This is a genomic window from Stenotrophomonas sp. WZN-1, from assembly GCF_002192255.1.
In the GTDB taxonomy this organism is placed as follows: Bacteria; Pseudomonadota; Gammaproteobacteria; order Xanthomonadales; family Xanthomonadaceae; genus Stenotrophomonas.
Genome location: NZ_CP021768.1, coordinates 2,270,603 through 2,285,677, shown reverse-complemented (window position 1 = coordinate 2,285,677; position 15,075 = coordinate 2,270,603). Strand labels below are relative to the sequence as shown.

14 protein-coding genes are annotated in these 15,075 nt (G+C 61.0%); 10 read left to right on the top strand and 4 right to left on the bottom strand.

The genetic code is table 11. From position 1 onward, the window contains the following. Nucleotides 1-498: 498 nt before the first annotated feature. The 5 genes from CCR98_RS21325 to CCR98_RS10745 all read left to right on the top strand — a co-directional run bounded on the left by CCR98_RS21325 (nucleotide 499) and on the right by CCR98_RS10745 (nucleotide 5,740). A complete protein-coding gene (locus CCR98_RS21325) occupies nucleotides 499-933 on the top strand; it encodes a hypothetical protein (protein WP_087922583.1) in 435 nt (144 codons plus the stop codon). A gap of 29 nt (nucleotides 934-962) precedes the next feature. Next, the gene (locus tag CCR98_RS10755) at nucleotides 963-1,715 is read left to right on the top strand and encodes a hypothetical protein (protein WP_087922582.1); all 753 of its coding nucleotides are present in this window, start codon (nucleotides 963-965) and stop codon (nucleotides 1,713-1,715) included. Nucleotides 1,716-2,267: 552 nt separating this feature from the next. Further along, nucleotides 2,268-2,798 (top strand): hypothetical protein, encoded by a 531-nt coding sequence (locus tag CCR98_RS21095; RefSeq protein WP_157721531.1) that lies wholly within the window; start codon nucleotides 2,268-2,270, stop codon nucleotides 2,796-2,798. Further along, on the top strand, nucleotides 2,782-4,719 hold the full coding sequence (locus tag CCR98_RS21090) for a hypothetical protein (protein ID WP_157721530.1): 1,938 nt from the start codon (nucleotides 2,782-2,784) through the stop codon (nucleotides 4,717-4,719). Before CCR98_RS21095 ends, CCR98_RS21090 begins: the two co-directional genes overlap by 17 nt. A 7-nt stretch (nucleotides 4,720-4,726) precedes the next feature. Continuing rightward, complete coding sequence (locus CCR98_RS10745) at nucleotides 4,727-5,740, top strand: ATP-binding protein (protein WP_087922580.1); 1,014 nt, start codon at nucleotides 4,727-4,729, stop codon at nucleotides 5,738-5,740. 1,428 nt (nucleotides 5,741-7,168) lie between these two features. Here CCR98_RS10745 and CCR98_RS21085 read toward each other — a convergent pair. From CCR98_RS21085 to CCR98_RS10735, 3 genes are read right to left on the bottom strand one after another with little or no spacing between them, the layout of a single operon-like run. Beyond that, complete coding sequence (locus CCR98_RS21085; RefSeq protein WP_157721529.1) at nucleotides 7,169-7,693, bottom strand: Pycsar system effector family protein; 525 nt, start codon at nucleotides 7,691-7,693, stop codon at nucleotides 7,169-7,171. Further along, complete coding sequence (locus tag CCR98_RS10740) at nucleotides 7,638-8,513, bottom strand: E2 domain-associated cysteine-rich protein (RefSeq protein WP_087922579.1); 876 nt, start codon at nucleotides 8,511-8,513, stop codon at nucleotides 7,638-7,640. The genes CCR98_RS21085 and CCR98_RS10740 overlap by 56 nt, the downstream gene beginning before the upstream one ends. Continuing rightward, on the bottom strand, nucleotides 8,513-10,045 hold the full coding sequence (locus CCR98_RS10735) for an adenylate/guanylate cyclase domain-containing protein (protein WP_087922578.1): 1,533 nt from the start codon (nucleotides 10,043-10,045) through the stop codon (nucleotides 8,513-8,515). Before CCR98_RS10735 ends, CCR98_RS10740 begins: the two co-directional genes overlap by 1 nt. Nucleotides 10,046-10,178: 133 nt before the next feature. Here CCR98_RS10735 and CCR98_RS10730 point away from each other — a divergent pair, with 133 nt between their 5' ends. Next, the gene (locus tag CCR98_RS10730; RefSeq protein ID WP_087922577.1) at nucleotides 10,179-11,099 is read left to right on the top strand and encodes a TIR domain-containing protein; all 921 of its coding nucleotides are present in this window, start codon (nucleotides 10,179-10,181) and stop codon (nucleotides 11,097-11,099) included. Nucleotides 11,100-11,101: 2 nt separating this feature from the next. Then, nucleotides 11,102-11,803 (top strand): adenylate/guanylate cyclase domain-containing protein, encoded by a 702-nt coding sequence (locus tag CCR98_RS10725; RefSeq protein ID WP_087922576.1) that lies wholly within the window; start codon nucleotides 11,102-11,104, stop codon nucleotides 11,801-11,803. A 7-nt stretch (nucleotides 11,804-11,810) separates the two neighbouring features. Here CCR98_RS10725 and CCR98_RS10720 read toward each other — a convergent pair whose 3' ends face one another. Beyond that, nucleotides 11,811-12,890, bottom strand: a complete 1,080-nt coding sequence (locus CCR98_RS10720; RefSeq protein WP_232462997.1) for a site-specific integrase — start codon at nucleotides 12,888-12,890, stop codon at nucleotides 11,811-11,813. Between the two features lie 106 nt (nucleotides 12,891-12,996). Between CCR98_RS10720 and CCR98_RS10715 the strand changes: the two genes are divergently transcribed. The 3 genes from CCR98_RS10715 (at nucleotide 12,997) to CCR98_RS10705 (ending at nucleotide 14,962) form a co-directional block, all read left to right on the top strand. Next, nucleotides 12,997-13,917, top strand: coding sequence for a DNA-binding protein (locus CCR98_RS10715; protein WP_087922574.1), 921 nt, complete (start codon nucleotides 12,997-12,999; stop codon nucleotides 13,915-13,917). A 113-nt stretch (nucleotides 13,918-14,030) separates the two neighbouring features. After that, nucleotides 14,031-14,549, top strand: coding sequence for a hypothetical protein (locus CCR98_RS10710; RefSeq protein WP_232462996.1), 519 nt, complete (start codon nucleotides 14,031-14,033; stop codon nucleotides 14,547-14,549). Next, nucleotides 14,546-14,962 (top strand): hypothetical protein, encoded by a 417-nt coding sequence (locus tag CCR98_RS10705; RefSeq protein ID WP_087922572.1) that lies wholly within the window; start codon nucleotides 14,546-14,548, stop codon nucleotides 14,960-14,962. The genes CCR98_RS10710 and CCR98_RS10705 overlap by 4 nt, the downstream gene beginning before the upstream one ends. The last annotated feature ends 113 nt before the right edge of the window (nucleotides 14,963-15,075 follow it).

The window sequence follows — 15,075 nt, the reverse complement described above, 5'->3', positions numbered from 1 at the left end:
AGACGTGAGGCGAAAAAAACGCTCCGCCACCAGCCTATATGACAGTCCACCTGTTTTGGGGATCGGACAAAAATACCCTGACGGTGGTCTCAGGGCCTCTGTAAGTGTACTGCAGCGTGCACGGGAATTTCCGCTGATTTTAACCGCAAGCAGCCTTGTACGCCGCTGCCATTTATGCAGCCGGCCAACGCAGGTGGGTTGTCCTGGCATTCGCCGCGGCGGTACTGCCGGCATTCATGGACTACCAATGGGCCGGGGTAGGGTTCGTGTTGCTGGCGTGGCTGGCCTTCCATCTGCGCCAGCACTGTCTGTTGGTACCCGCGTTCGCCGCGATCTGCTGGTTCAACGGCAACCTGTGGGCGCTGGCGGCCATCCCGGTGGCGTTGGGCCTTCTACGGCTACTGCGTGGGCCATCTGGCCTGCCTTGGGCTGGTGGCGCTTATACTGCCGCCGTGAGCGCCAGCCATTCCCTTGGCGCTCAAGCATCAGGGGGATGCCATGTTCACAAGGATTGCAGCCGGATTGCTGCTGTGTGCACTCGCCGCGCCTGCGGTCGCCCAGCAGATTTACAAGTGCGTCAGCAAGGCCGGGACCGAATACCAGTCAACGCCGTGCGCCAGCGGTGAGGCCACCAAGACGTGGGCGGTCGGGGTAGCACCTCGATCTGAGGGCGTAGTTGAGAATGAGCGCCGCCTGGACGCCATTCGGCAGCAGAATTCAGCGTCTATCGCGCCTCGACCTGCACCAACGCGCCCTGTGTATCGAAACGGCGGTGGCGGCGCTCGCCTCCACAGCATTTCCCAGTACAAGGACCCGGACGCATGCGAAGCCGCCAAGGCCGAGCGAGAGCGCGTGTTCCGCATGTACGGCTCCAACCGACCTTACATGGTCGGCCGCCGCATGGACGACATGGTGTGGTCGGCCTGCAAGTAAGGAAGCTTGAATCATCATGGAGTGACAGAATGAATAGCATTTACGCACTACTGCATGAAGCGCAGACAATCGTTGGAAACGGGATAGCCAGCCTGTTAGAGAAAGACTGGCTATCAGCAGTCGCTACGCTGGCTGCGTCCTTCTTCGGTGCCAGCTTCGCATTTCGTTATCAGCAGAAGGAGAAGGATAGGGAGCGGCGAGAGAAGGAGATCGCACAAGCTGGCGCCGCGCTTCAATGCCTCTTCCGAATGACGAACATCGTCGGAGGATACAAGACCAGCTTCGTTGACCCTGTTCGTGAGATGGGGGACATGGCTGCAATAAACTTGGCCGCCAGCCTTTCGGAGGATGTAAGTCGAGAGCGATTTGACATGGCAAGCCTCAGCTTTCTGTCAGGCCTTGAAGAGCAGCAGCTCGTCGCAGACCTGTGGTTAGAGGAGCGTCGTTTTCGGAACTTAATGCAGGCAATTGACAGGCGCTCTAAGTTGCATCTCGAGCAGTTTCAGCCCAAAGCCGAAGCCCATGGACTGCACTCAAGAGGGCAGCTTTCGCTTGATGAAATTCGCAAGCTGCTCGGGCCTATGATTGTCAATGAGCTTCAAAGAACAACAAAGTTCATCATTAAGGATGTTGACGATACGCTTGAGTCGCTAGATCAAGTGAAGACCCGATTCCGGGAAGTGCTAAGCCTGCGCTTCCCAGGCCAGAAATTTCTCAATTTTGAGCTAATTGATGGCCATGAGGATCCGGCCGACAGCAATCTCGCATCTGAAGTGAAGTGAGGGGTGTAGGGGCAGCGCCCCTACGGAAGCGCCTCATACGCGCTGGCGAGGCCTCGGCGCAGGCAAGAGCCGAGCCAGAGGCCCAGCTGACGGGACAACTGTTTCCGTAGCCAGCCGGGCACCGCGAAACATCTGCTTGCCGGACATTGAGTCTGTAAGGAGGGAGTATGAACAGGTGGCTCTTTCCACTAAAAGTGAATCTAGTCCGGAATTTGCAACTAATTCCATACCTAGACCTACCGATTTCACCGGGATAATTGTCAGGCGGACACTCTAGGAGTACGGTTGCAGCCGACTCTCAGGGCCTGGCGATCAAGCAGGCGACCTGCGTCACGTCAGATCCTGACCGTGACATCAGTCTCGCCCTCATCGACAGCCGAAGAAGCTTTACTTGGTGAGGCTTGGACGGGATCTCTTCAGATGAGTTTGGCGACGCGAGCGCGAAAACAGTTCTTGGGCGTGAGGGCGGCGCGCACCAGTAACTCTGCGAACCTCTGGCATCTTAAGTCGCCAATCGCCAGCCACGCTGTCACGCTCAGTGGAGACCTGAGCATGCTCCTGTTCTACTACTGCGAGGGTGATCCAGTGGTCTACAGAGCCGAGTACGCGGGAGCAGAAGTAGACCTTTCGATAGGCAGCCAGGAAGCGATTGCTGATGCCGTTGTTGTCTTGGAGGACGGATCCTCCCAATGTCGGGTAGTGGATGACGGCTCCCCCAAAACCCTGGGCAACATTGCCGTGCTTCAGGAAGTCTGCGGTCGCCCAATTACCTTAATTGCCGTTGGCGATCTACTTGGCGCGTCCCTGCGCGTCCGAAACTGGAGGGCTGCGATCGCAGCGTTTCACCGCTGCCAAGGAATGGATCTAGGTCCGCTTGCAGAAGAGGTGGAATCCTACGTCCGGCTTCGTCGGTTCACTACCTTAGGAAATCTTGTCAACGATCTCGATGCCCATGATCCTTCGCTTGTGCTCGGCGCAGCTGTACTAGCGTTGCGCTCACGCGCGGTTCTATCGAACCTAGACACCACCCCGTGGTGTATGCACACGCGGCTGATGAGGCTCAATCATGGCCGCCGCATTTAGGTACACAAGAAGAACCTTGCCTGCAGAGCTTGCAGACATGGAGGCATGGCCGCCATTTGATTTCAGCGCGCTTGATCCGGAGGATCTAGTCGTATGGAACCGCCGCAGGGCTGCACTTGCTTGCTACCTGGCCGGCGATTCGGTCGCACAAATCAAGGGGCGTTACGGTTATCAGTGCCATCAGATTGTGCTGTTCCTGAATCGATGTCTCCAAACGATGCAAGATGGCCGACTAGTGGGTTGCATGGGTTTGGTAAAAGGCATTCGGACAAAGCCAAATGTTCGCGCGCGCCCTGTCCGCTCAATGCCGCATCTGTCGCACGGCGGCTACGCCGGTGCACTTGAGCAAACCTTTTCTGTTTGTCCGAGCATACGAGTTGCCTTAGAAAAGTACCTGGCAACCGGCATCTCCCCAGCGGGAAAGGATCAGGGGCGGGTCACGCCTCGCACAGCTCACCAGGTATTTCTGAAACTCTGCACGGAAGCGGGGTTCGCGCCATCAGATTGGCCGTTCTGCGTTGAGCGCCAAGGAAGGGTTAGTCTCGATCGATACGTACATCGGTTCTTTGCAGACAACCATCAGAGGGTTGCGCTGCTCCAGTTCGGGGAGATCAGCCGAGACCGCTCCAAGCGAGGCACGTCGCCATTGGCGAAGATGAGGGTGAAGGCCCCTTTCGAAGCGGTAGAGGCAGATGAGCATGAAGCGCACATCATCTTCTCCGTCGGGATTCAAACGCCCAAAGGCATGAGATATGTGCCGTGTCGCAGATTGAGTCTCATTGTGGTGGTGGATCGTTATACGAGCCACATCTTGGCATGGAATCTCGTCGTGCGTCGCCAGCCATCCAGCGCCGATTTCCTGGAATGCATAGATGGGGCAATTGGAGGCCAGTGCTTGTCGGCAGAAGCAAGGGAAGCGCTGCTTCCACACGGTGGAGATCATAGGCGCGATGGAATTCGAGTCGGCTTTGATACGCTCTTCGTTGACAACGCACTCTCCCACTTGTCCGACTCCGTATGTGCCAGGATTCGTGAGGCCGCTGGTGCTTCCGTTAGCTTTGGCGCCCTCAGACGCCCCAAACGCCGCTCATTGGTTGAACGTGTGTTCAGCTGGATGGCGCGAGAGGTATTTCATCGTTCACGCGCAACAACGGGTAACAATCCTGTAGACACTCGCCGGTTCCACCCAGAGAGTGCAGCTGTGCGCTTGAAAATTTCCATGGAGGACATCATGCGCGGAATAGACAAGGCCGTCGGACTGTGGAACAACAAGCCCACGGAGGCCAATTACGGGTGCAGCCCCGCACAGCAGCTGCTGGACTATTTTTCCAGCACCAAGGGGGCGCTGCCGCCGCTTTGCCCGTCCCGTGACTCCATGTCCCTGCCACTGAGGCTCGAGATCTGCAGGCCTACTGTGCGTGGCAGTCAAGCGAAAGGCAGGCTTCCGTATATCACCTACGCGTCGGTTGAGTATTCATCCCAGAAGCTAGCGGCGCGGTGGGAGCTGGTTGGCAAGAAGATCCGCATTCACGCCGATCCCAATGACATTTCAGTTGTCCAAGCCTACACCGCAGAGGGAGAGAGCTTGGATGAACTGATGCCGATCTCCTCCCGATGGCAACACCCTCATTCGCGCGAAATCCGGCGCTTGCTCAAGGCAAAAATAAAGAGCGCGCACGACATGTTGGACCAACATCCAGCCCAAGTATTTCTGATAGGCCAGGAGCAATCTGCACTAGAAGCTAACGAGAAGTCCGTCCGGGTGACTCGGGCGGCCTCCATCGTGGCCGAGGAGGCTCGCAAAGGCTATAGCTCTGAGCAGTCGCAAATTACGCGCTCGACACGCGAATCCACGCGGCAGCTTGTGCGCCGAATTCGCAAGCCAACAACAATTGACTTCAGCGTCATTGGGAAAACTTGAGGTTCTTATGTGCGCTCATGACAATGTGGCGGCTATCCGCGCAACCTATCCAGATCTACTCGCCGATCATCCGCTTCTGAGAGCGAATGCGGTACTTGCTACACCTGTCGTAAGGGAGGCGGCCACACTTACCTTCGACAAAGCTAGGCGTGCGCGATCCTCAGTTGCCTTCTGGGCCCACCCACTTTCTGGCAAGTCATCCTGCATAGCTGCTCTGCGAAAGCTTGCGGCCACTCAGTTTCCGGGCTGTGGCTTCATAGTCTACGAACCCTCATCCAAGGAGGTGCCAGCAGAAGGTGCACTGATTGAGGACCTACTGTCCGAGATCGGCTATGAGGGGCGCATCGATCGCACGCTGACTGGAAAGCGAAATCAGATTGAACGAGCGCTCTATTCCCTAGCGATAGTCGGGAGACGTCTCTTCTTCGTGATCGACGAAGCCCAGAACCTCCATGCGAAAGAGCTCGGATGGCTGAAGCGATTGGTCAATTGGCTCTCCGTGCGCGATATCAAGGTGACAGTGGTCCTCTTTGGTCAAAGCCAGTTGTGCGCACTGCATGACAGACTCAAAGTTCAGATGCCTGATCTTAGCGAGAGGTTCATGTCCCGACTCAATGAATTCAGAAGCCTGCAGGATGCGACGGATATTCGGGTGTGCCTGCGCTGTTGCGATGAGGAAACGGAGTATCCGGCGGGATCTGGGTGGTCCTACACCCAGTACCTATGGCCGCGTGCCTACAACCATGGATTTCGACTTGAGAAGTGTGCCAACGATATGTTTGAGGCGTTCCGTGCACGCTCTGGAGGCTCAATAGAGCGAGAGGGTGTGAGCATGCAATGGATAGCCGAAGCGCTGATGTTGGTGGGACTCGACGCGGAGGCCAGCGATGCCGATGACCTCGTACTTTCCCGCGGTGACTGGGAACGAGCAATCGCAGATTCGGACTATGGTGCACGCAGTCCACCTGCGTTAATCACCGCCGGCCGCCGTAGTCGAGTCGGTCGCCAGGAACGCGCATGATTGCCTGGAGTCGACTCCTGATCGATGACTACTGCTCATCGTGGTCGATCGTTCAGATTCTGGGTTGGCTGAATCACTCCCGCGTAGCTTGGCTAAAGACGAAACGAGCATGGCGATTCCATTTGACTGATCAGTCGGTGCTCTTGCCTGACACGGGTACAGCCACGTGCTTGGCCAAGCAGGAAGAGCTGCGCGAGGTGGCTCGCATGCTTGCCGACCCGCGACGATGGCTCCCTGAGGATGAATTGCGGTACTGCCCAGTGTGCATTGGTTTCGGCATGCACTATGGGCATCAGCAAGATCGCATCTTTCGAAACTGCTTCATTCATGGCCGGCCGCTTCAAGAGCGTTGTCCGATTTGCGGCAATGCACTGGAAACCAAAGGCGTGAGCTGCAATGGATTCGTTTGTCTGCGCTGCGGGAAATCTCTTCTGCCTCTGCCCGCCCCGGTACTAAGAGACAGTCGCCAGATTGACTCTGTGGTTATCGCGCTCGATGAGCTGGAGGGTTGGCAGTCACACACTGAGCAACTCAGTGCTGGCTATCAGCAGCCAGGAACTGGGCGCGCTTTCCCTCTATGGGGCTCCCGATCGCCGAACGACAGGGCCGCATGGAACTGGCGAGCGTTGGATCTGAACCCAAATTCACGAATCGCTGCCGCCATGGAGCCGGCACCTGTAGGCTTCCAGTTGGTCCCGAATGTCGCTAGGGTGACACGTCTGCTGGAAGCTGAATTTCAGCGGTCAGCCGACAACACGCTCCAGCCGTACGAGCTTCTCTTTAGATGCGTTGCGCGCCACCTCCGCCGAAGCTATCTGCGAGGTCATGGCGCGTGTTGGAAATACGCAACAGCTGCTATGGGAGGGCTTGGGCATGGGAGGAGCAAGCAGATCTACATTCAGCCAGACATGTGCTGCTTGGGACAGGCCTATACACTTTGGCGACTTCAGTGGAGCCGCGAGTTCGAGCGAATGGAGCGATGGCTGGCTCGAGCGTCTGAGGCCAGCACTGGTTCTGACTTTGGGCTTGCAAGCTTGCACGCGGCGCAGCTCTGCCTGATCAGTTCATTCCAACATTGGGTTCGCGCGCTCGCGGAGATCCAGGAGGCGTTCTGTGGATCTGATCAACGCGCGATTCTGGATGGAGTAACCGATAGACCGCACTGGGCGCTGCTTCAACGGGAGGCATCCTATAGTTGCCCAATCCACTTTCGGCATCCAAGCCTGAGAACTCTTGGTCGCTGCGATAAAGGTAGCGTGCGGCGACGGGAACATGAGCGAGTGGTATCCAGACTGAGGGAGATCAGGTCGTTTCGTGGACCTAGAGAAGGCCGCGGAATCGCGGTTGTTCACCCACCAATCTAGTATCTATGACAGCACTCCATCAAAAGGATGAGGCGAGAGTGGGGACTGGCTCAAGCGGCCGCTCTTACTTTGGAGGGGGCGGCAATACGGTAATGAGCGCCATCCAAGGTGCAATGGCCAGGCTAGTGGCAAGATATGTTCGCTTCAAAGACCTGAACTTTGAAGACAATATCTTAGAATTTCTCCAGCATTGACTCAGCAGATCGCGCTCCAGCCCATCCAGTGTTCTGGTCTCACAGGCGCGCAGGAAGTCGGATTCTGTCAATCTGTCGATTCGACGAAAGAAGATCAGCGAATCGGATCCGCCACGAAGGTCGGGGAAGTAACCCCACCACAAGTTCCAGAAGCTCAATGTGAGTGGCGTCAGGAACAGTACGCTGACGACAGAGACAAGTAACGTAAGCTCTTCCGGCTTAGGGAGTCGGGTGGCCAGCATAGCCAGCATGCCCAGGTTAATGCCAAGGCCGACCGATAGCTTCGTGTCTACTCGCGAAAAGAAGCCAAGGACAAGTTGCAGCTGCTGCCATGCAGCACTAACGCGGTCGCTTTGACTTGGCAGGTGGTCGCCAGTACTTGGAACTTCTTGCATGTTGAGAGCCCTCATTCTTCATGGATGCGAGTTGCTTACGCCGGATGGCCTTGCGAATACCGCATGTTTCCAGGGTTCCGCAGCACGTCGCTCCCGCTGCGGCGAATTGATCAAGGAAGGCCCTGTCGGCGACCGCACAGCGGTGCCGCTCCAAGACGAAGGTCGCCAAAGCTTGGGCGTGGTCCCCGCATTCCGCTATCGTGCGCTCCGGCTGGCAGCCGCAAGGGCAGGGCAGCTTCTCCGAAAGCAGGGCTTTGCTGCGGAGCGAAACGCGAGCGAGCAGTCGACCGCTACGCCAGAGTTCAAGACGATGCTTGCCCGGCCGCTCATCTTTCCGGACTTCGAAAAGTCCGGCTTGCGCCGCCGCCTTGAATTCTGGGCCCAAGCATTCGGCCGCTTGCTCTGCGATAGCCTGGTGCCTGGCTGCGTCGCCATGGGCGCGGCCGTTTTCAGCGCCGGGGAAGACCCTGCGTACATTTGCGATGATTTGCTGGGCCAAGAAGCGATACACGGTCGACCACCACTGTCTAGCTGCGGCATCGTCGATGATGTGCCCCGGCTTGTCTTCACCCCACCCCAAGCAGAAGGTTGCGTCAGCGTTGATGTGTCGATCAGGGCAGAAATGCGGAAGTTGGTCATATCCTGGGACTTCCCGGGCAGCCACGTTCACCCCGATGATGGTGATCGCCAGGGTGAACACGCGCACAGCTCCGCCTGGAGGAGTGATCGAGATCTCAGCCCGTCCACCGCCTGCAGCGCGGTGCAGCGTGGCACCGTAGTCCGATGCCACGCTTTGCAGCAGATCGAAGGCCAGCGCCATCAGCGGATATCTGCGTGCGGACGGATTGGCTGTTCAAGGGCGGGAACCACTGCGGGTGCTGCTTCTGCGTAATGGGCCGCCAACACCGCCTTGGCTACCCGGTCACCCGACGCGGCAAGCTCTTCAACCGCCGCTGCGTAGTCGAGGTTGTCCACCTTTCGGTCAGATGTGAAGACGCGGCGAACTGCGTCGGTACCGGCATTGAAGGCCTTTTCGCCGATCGCGGTCTGCACGCCATTGCACTGTCGCTGTTCTGCCTCCGAGGCCAGTACGGCCCTCCCGGTTGCGCACCGCAGCAAACTTCCCTTCATGCCCAGCCTGGACAGTGCCAGCGGGCCCAGCTCAAAGCCGATCGCCAGCCCCAACTGCTCAGTGGTCGAACCCTCGGAGTTGAGGTGATCAATGGCCGCAGCGAAACTGCTGCGCAGTGCACCCGCGCACTGCACAGCTGTACTCACCGTCGCTTCGGTATCGGTCTCATACGAGGTCCCCTCCAGCAGCACGCCCTGCAGGCAGTCGCCGATGAAGCGAATACGCCGCCCGGCGAAGTCCAGGTGCACAACCGCATCCAGCTCTGAGCGCAGCACATGGAGAGCACGTACCAGATGCTCCGGATCCTCTTCCAGATGCTTGTCGACGAAGTTGGTGAAGCCGTCGATGTCTGCATACAGCGACACACCTTCGAAGCGCTTGGAGTTAGCAGCGCTAAGCAGACTAAAGTTCAGATCGGAGATCGGCGGGGCAGGTCGGCTGAACTCGAAGTCGCCGATGGGCAGGTCCTCCTGCTCCTCCTTCCAGAGCTCGATGATCCGCGTTTTGGACACGCCCAGATCTGCAGCCTCGACGCAGGCCGCGACCTGGTCCTGGGTCAGTGGCGTGGTGCGGTCTTTGTCGCCGCTCAGCGCCGGCAGCTCGAGCAGCGCCCGTGCACCATGGGTGAGGTAAATGCCCTCCGCCACGCCATGGCCTGCGCACTTGGCAGCCTGATTGGCCGGGGAGCCCAGGAAGAGCGGCTCGCGGCTGGCGCGGCGACCGTTGTTGACGGCCAGCGCCATGCCGCTGTCGATGCCCACCCGGACTTGGGCATTGGGGATGTGCTCATCGGTATCGCCCGTTTCGGCCAGCACGTCGATCGTCAGCTGGGCAATGGCCACCGCGCGCTCAACCCGTGCACGTTCGTCAGCATCGCCATAGGGCTTGGTGACCACCGCATGCAACCGTTGGTTGTGGAAGTCAACGCGGACTGCCTCGCTCTCGACCAAGATGCGGTGGACGGCGCGATAGTGCTGATTCAGGAAGCGGAGAGTGCGCTTGTGGCACGTTTCGCCTTCGACATTGGTGCAGTTGAGCATGTCCTGGAGATTGACAATGTCGATATAGACATGCGCGCCGTTAACCCGATAGGCGCGGTTGACCGCTATGTTGTCCAGCGAGGTTTCGCGAGTGTAGTCACGAATGTCGACCTTACGGACTTCCTCGTACCGGGTGGCGAGGCGCTTCTTGGTGCGGTCTTCCTTCCAGCTATGTCCCATCGTCCAGCTCCCTGCGGCCAATTGGAGACCGGGCCAGAGCGGGTCGCATCGCTCTCGGGCCGGGTGCCAGCCGGGTTTCGACTGGTTCATTTGCCGTATATTGGGAGACAGTTCACACTTTCAAGGGGGGAGTATGGCGGCAAGCATTGTGGAGCGACTTTCTGCGGACGGCGGCAGGCGACTGGTGGCGGCCTTGGCCGAGTTCCGGACGCTGGCTGGGCTGGAGGGGGCGGCGGTTCAGCTGGCCGAAGCCGGAGAAATCTTGGAAGTGCCGGCTGGCGGCTCGTTTATTACCCAGGACGACGCTGAGACCGATGTGTTTTTTATTGTGGCGGGCGCGGTCAACGTGGTCGTCAATGGCAAGGTGGTCAACACCCGCCGCGTCGGCGACCACGTTGGAGAGATGGCAGCCATCGAACCCACCCAGTTGCGTGCGGCGACCATAACCGCCACCGAACCTACTGTGGTGTTGAAGGTGCCTGAAAGCGATTTCAGTCGCATCGCCGATGCGCACCCGGTGATCTGGCGACGGCTGGCGGCTAACCTGTCGCGCCGGCTGAAGGAGCGCAACCGGATGATCACCACGCCCCGCGAACAGGTCCGGGTCTTCGTGATGTCCTCAGTGGAGGCGCTGCCGGTCACCCGCCTGCTGGTTCAGCATTTCGAGCATGACCCCTTCCTGACGGTGGTCTGGGACCACGGTGTCTTCCGCGCGGCCAACTACACGCTGGATGAGCTGGAAAGTCAGTTGGAACAGGCCGACTTTGCGATTGCCGTGGCGCATGCCGATGACATGGTGATTAGCCGTGGCGACGAGTGGCCGGTCATGCGCGACAACGTCGTCTTCGAGCTGGGCATGTTCATTGGCTTCTTGGGACGTCGGCGCGCCTTCCTAATGGAGCCGCGCGAGGACAAGTTGAAGCTGCCGAGTGACCTGGCCGGGCTGACGACCGTTCCCTATCGTTACAAACCAGGTGCCGATGCCCGTGCCTTGCTGGCACCGGCTTGCGAGCAGATCCGCGCCCGGATTCTCGCCGCTGGACCGAGGGACTGACCATGGCCTTGCTGGAAGAGATGACGGCGGCAGTGGAAGCGATTGCGCAAAGTAGGTGGTCAACTCGGCAAGGGCAGGTTGTGCCCGATCCTGAGGATCTGCGGCTGGGCAATGAGGCGGTCGAGTTCGATCGCGCCACCGTGCTGTACGCAGACCTCAAGGGTTCTACCAAGATGGTCGATGCCGAACATTGGTGGCTGAGCGCGGAGATCTACAAAGCGTTCCTGCATTGCGCCGCCACCATCATCAAGAAGGAGGGCGGCAAGATTACCTCCTACGACGGTGACCGCGTCATGGGTATCTGGGTCGGTGACCGGCAAGCCACGCCAGCAGCCAAGGCAGGGTTGAAAATCAACTACGCGGTCAAGAATATCGTCGTGCCGGCACTGCGGTGCCAGTATCCGCACTGGGCCGGCACCGTGAAGCAGGTGGTCGGAATCGACAGCAGTACAATCCGCGCTGCGCGCACCGGGGTGCGCGGCGGTAATGACATCGTATGGGTGGGGCGCGCTGCCAATCACGCTGCTAAGCTGACCGAGCTGGACCTGGAACCGTCCACGTGGATTACCGACGAGGTGTTCACCCGGCTGGCGGATGAGTCAAAGTACGGTGGCGCGCCGCCGGCGTTGATGTGGAAGCCCTACACCTGGAACCAGCAGGGCAATCGCCGCATTCATGGTTCCAACTGGACGTGGAAGGTCTAGCCCGCGATCAGGGCGCATCCGATAGTCGCGCCGCGGGGTTGTTCACCGCGCCGCCTTGCTGGAAGTACCCAATCACACTGGCTACCGAGAGGTGATCGGTCATCGCCATCAGGGCGGGCAGGGCCACGCCCTGGCGCGCCCCTTCGGTGATGAAGCCCGAGCGCAGGCTGTGCCCGCCAAAGTCTCCCTCCAGGCCGGCCAGCGCGGCACGGCGCTGGATGACCAGGGCGATGGCGCGATCACTCAACGCCGGGCCGACCCGGTTACCCCACACCCGGCGAAACAGCGCCCCTTCGGCGAGCTTGGCGGCGTCCAGCCATGCCTGCAACGCGGTCGCGGCCGCGCCCAGTAGCGGCTTGTCCGGACTGCCGCCGGCCTTGGGCCCGTCCTGCAGGGTCTTGCCCTGGTCCAGGTGGTAGACAAAGCCGCCCTCGGGCAGCGCACGCAGATGGGCCAGGGTCGCGGCCGCCACCTCGCTGCGACGGCGACCGCCCGTAGCAAAGCCGAAGTAGAGCAGGGCACGATCGCGCACTCCGGCCAGGTCGGGGCCGCAGGTGGCCAGCAGCGCGTGCAGCTCCACCCGGGTGATCGCAACCTTCTTGCGTGGGCGCTCGCCACGCTTGTGCGCGGTCCGGCGGGCGCTGGCCAGCAGCTGGCGCACCTCGGCGCTGTCGATGGGGTTGGCCAGTTGCTGCAGCTGATGGACCTTGCTCAGCACCGAGACGCGGTGGGTGAGGGTGGCCAAGCGCCACGGGCCGGGGCGGCTCTTCAACCTGGCCGCCACCAGCGCCTGGTCCAACGCGGCCGGCAACTCCCAGCGCACGCCCTCGGCGGTGTCGCGGGCCACGTGGTCGACGATGAACTGCACCACCGTTGCCGTCGGCACCGGCAGCCGCAGCGACTGGCCGTAGCGGCCCTGGTACCAGCCGGCCCAGTAGCGCAGGGCGGTGCGGTAGCTACGGGTGGTATTGGCGCTGCGCGCCGCCGCCAGGATCTGATCGGCGGCGGTGGCGGCCTGCGCCGACAGCCGGGCCGGCTCGGGCAGGGCGAGCGTCCGATCAACGGTCGTAGAAGTGATGTTTTTCATATGTACTATGTATTCCTCGCTACACAGTAGCTTCGCTACTTCCGATAATTCTACATTATCGGAAGTGCAGCGCCTGCCGCCGTAAGTTTGAACCCAGGAGACCCGCATGGCCCGTGGCCTGACCGAGTTGGATGTGCATAACGCCGCCGATGACCTCGTCGCCGGCGGGGAGCGGCCCACCGTGGAGCGCATTCGTGCCCACCTGGGGACCGGCTCCCCCAATACCGTGACCCGTCACTTGGAGACCTGGTGGGCCAGCGTCGGCGCACGCCTGCGCCAGCGCGCCCAGGAACAGGGCCGCCCGGACGTGCCGGCGGCGGTGGACGCGTTGGCGCAACGCTGCTGGGCCGCCGCGCTGGAGGCCGCCGCCGAACACGCGCAGGCCGTGGTGGCCGGCGAACGCGCCAATCTGCAGGCGGCGCAGGCCGCCCTGGCCAGCCAGCAGGACGTGCTGGCTCAAGAGCGCAGCCAGGCGCTGGAGCAACTGTCCCAGGCCCAGCACCAGGCCCGCACAGCCGAGGCCAGCGCAGCCGCCCTGCGCGAGCAGCTGCAACAGCTGCACAACCAGCGCGACGACCTGCTCCGGCAACGCGACGGCGCGTATAGGCGTAACGAACACCTGGAAGGTCAACTGGCCGCGCTGCGCACCGAGCTGGCGCAGAAAGCCGACCAGCACAGCGCCGAGCGCGATGAGCTGCTGGCGCACCTGCGCGCCACCGAGGACCGCGCCGTGGCCGAGGTGGACCGGGCGCGCCAGGCCCTGCAGCAGCTTCAGCACAGCGTCACCACACAAGCCCGCCAGCAACAGCGTGAGCTCAGCGAGCTGAGCTCGGCCCGTCAGCAGGCCGAACAGGCCAGCGCCCAGGCGCTGCGCGAGCGCGACATCCAGCGCGCACTGGCCAGCGCCTATGCCAGCCAGCTTGAGCGCCTGGGCGATCTGCCCGAGCAGGTGCGCGCTGCACTGACCCCGCCGGCAGCGCCGGTGCCAACCAAACCCAAACCGCTCCGCAAGGCGCGCCCGCGGTAGGCCGATGACCGCTGCGAGCAGCCCCTCCCGCGCGATCACCCGCCGGCGGGGCAGGGCAGCGCTCCCGCCGCCACTCCACTGGCCCAACAGACCCACCAGGCACCCGATCAATGATGAGCAATGCCCAGTTGAACCGGATCCCCAGCATCGAACTACAGCTGTTCAAGTGGATCTCGCTGGTCGATGCCGCCGAGATCCCCGACTGTGTAGAGCTCAAGCGCGCCGGCACCCGGATCTGGATCAAGCACGCACGACAGCCGTTGGCCGGGTTGGGGGATGCGGTTCCGGTACTGACCCTGAGCAATATCCAGCTCAACCCCCGCCTCAAAGGCCGCGGTTGGCTGACCGAATTCATTGAGCTGTGCGATACCTTGATTCCGTGGCCGGCGCTGTTCGTGGAGCGCGTACAGAATCCCCGGCTGCCCGCCTTCCTCAGACGCAAAGGGTTTATCGAACTGCAGCACGCCAATTTCTATCGTCCATCCAAGGCCTGGCGGGCGTGCCATGACTGGTCGGCTGACCACGCCCTGGCTGCACAGCAACACGCCGACCGGGCACACGTACGGCCGCTGTGGGACGACCCCGATGCCATCGCCCAATTCATTGCACAACGAAAGGAGACACACCGATGACAACCACCATCTCCCGACGCGCGCACGCAGCCGACATGACCATGCTCGCGCTCTTCATCGCGCTGTTTCCGATCATGTCAACGCTGCATGCCCGGGTACCGAGTGAGCTGTATCACGTTCTGGCGGGCCTGCTGCTCGGCGGGATCGCCGCGCTCAGCCACGCCTTGCTACACGATGGCTTCGTGCGCTGGCGCTACGCCGGTGTGGCGGGCATTGAACGCTCCCGTTCGCTGCGGGTGCTGCTGCTGGGAATGGTGTACCCCGCGCTCGCGCTGGTCAGTGGCGTAATTGCACTGGTGGGCACCGCACCCAACGTCGGCCTGCACTACGCGATCGGCTTCTCCGCTGGCGGAGCGGTGATGGGCTGGCGCGCCAAGGCGGCGCTGGCTCACAAACGAGCGCTGGGCCTTTAACGACGTCTAGCGGCGATCTGCTCTTTGCGTGCAATGCAGGACACCATCCACCACTGGGGGCCGCTGCAACCAGCGCGGTGCCACCTGGCGGCATTACTGCCTGGCCGGCACGC

Excerpts from the sequence above, each read along its gene's own strand:
- CCR98_RS21325 (WP_087922583.1), top strand. The coding sequence starts at position 499 with ATGTTCACAAGGATTGCAGCCGGATTGCTGCTGTGTGCACTCGCCGCG.
- CCR98_RS10755 (WP_087922582.1), top strand. The coding sequence starts at position 963 with ATGAATAGCATTTACGCACTACTGCATGAAGCGCAGACAATCGTTGGA.
- CCR98_RS21095 (WP_157721531.1), top strand. The coding sequence starts at position 2,268 with ATGCTCCTGTTCTACTACTGCGAGGGTGATCCAGTGGTCTACAGAGCC.
- CCR98_RS21090 (WP_157721530.1), top strand. The coding sequence starts at position 2,782 with ATGGCCGCCGCATTTAGGTACACAAGAAGAACCTTGCCTGCAGAGCTT.
- CCR98_RS10745 (WP_087922580.1), top strand. The coding sequence starts at position 4,727 with ATGTGCGCTCATGACAATGTGGCGGCTATCCGCGCAACCTATCCAGAT.
- CCR98_RS21085 (WP_157721529.1), bottom strand. The coding sequence starts at position 7,693 with ATGCAAGAAGTTCCAAGTACTGGCGACCACCTGCCAAGTCAAAGCGAC.
- CCR98_RS10740 (WP_087922579.1), bottom strand. The coding sequence starts at position 8,513 with ATGGCGCTGGCCTTCGATCTGCTGCAAAGCGTGGCATCGGACTACGGT.
- CCR98_RS10735 (WP_087922578.1), bottom strand. The coding sequence starts at position 10,045 with ATGGGACATAGCTGGAAGGAAGACCGCACCAAGAAGCGCCTCGCCACC.
- CCR98_RS10730 (WP_087922577.1), top strand. The coding sequence starts at position 10,179 with ATGGCGGCAAGCATTGTGGAGCGACTTTCTGCGGACGGCGGCAGGCGA.
- CCR98_RS10725 (WP_087922576.1), top strand. The coding sequence starts at position 11,102 with ATGGCCTTGCTGGAAGAGATGACGGCGGCAGTGGAAGCGATTGCGCAA.
- CCR98_RS10720 (WP_232462997.1), bottom strand. The coding sequence starts at position 12,890 with ATGAAAAACATCACTTCTACGACCGTTGATCGGACGCTCGCCCTGCCC.
- CCR98_RS10715 (WP_087922574.1), top strand. The coding sequence starts at position 12,997 with ATGGCCCGTGGCCTGACCGAGTTGGATGTGCATAACGCCGCCGATGAC.
- CCR98_RS10710 (WP_232462996.1), top strand. The coding sequence starts at position 14,031 with ATGAGCAATGCCCAGTTGAACCGGATCCCCAGCATCGAACTACAGCTG.
- CCR98_RS10705 (WP_087922572.1), top strand. The coding sequence starts at position 14,546 with ATGACAACCACCATCTCCCGACGCGCGCACGCAGCCGACATGACCATG.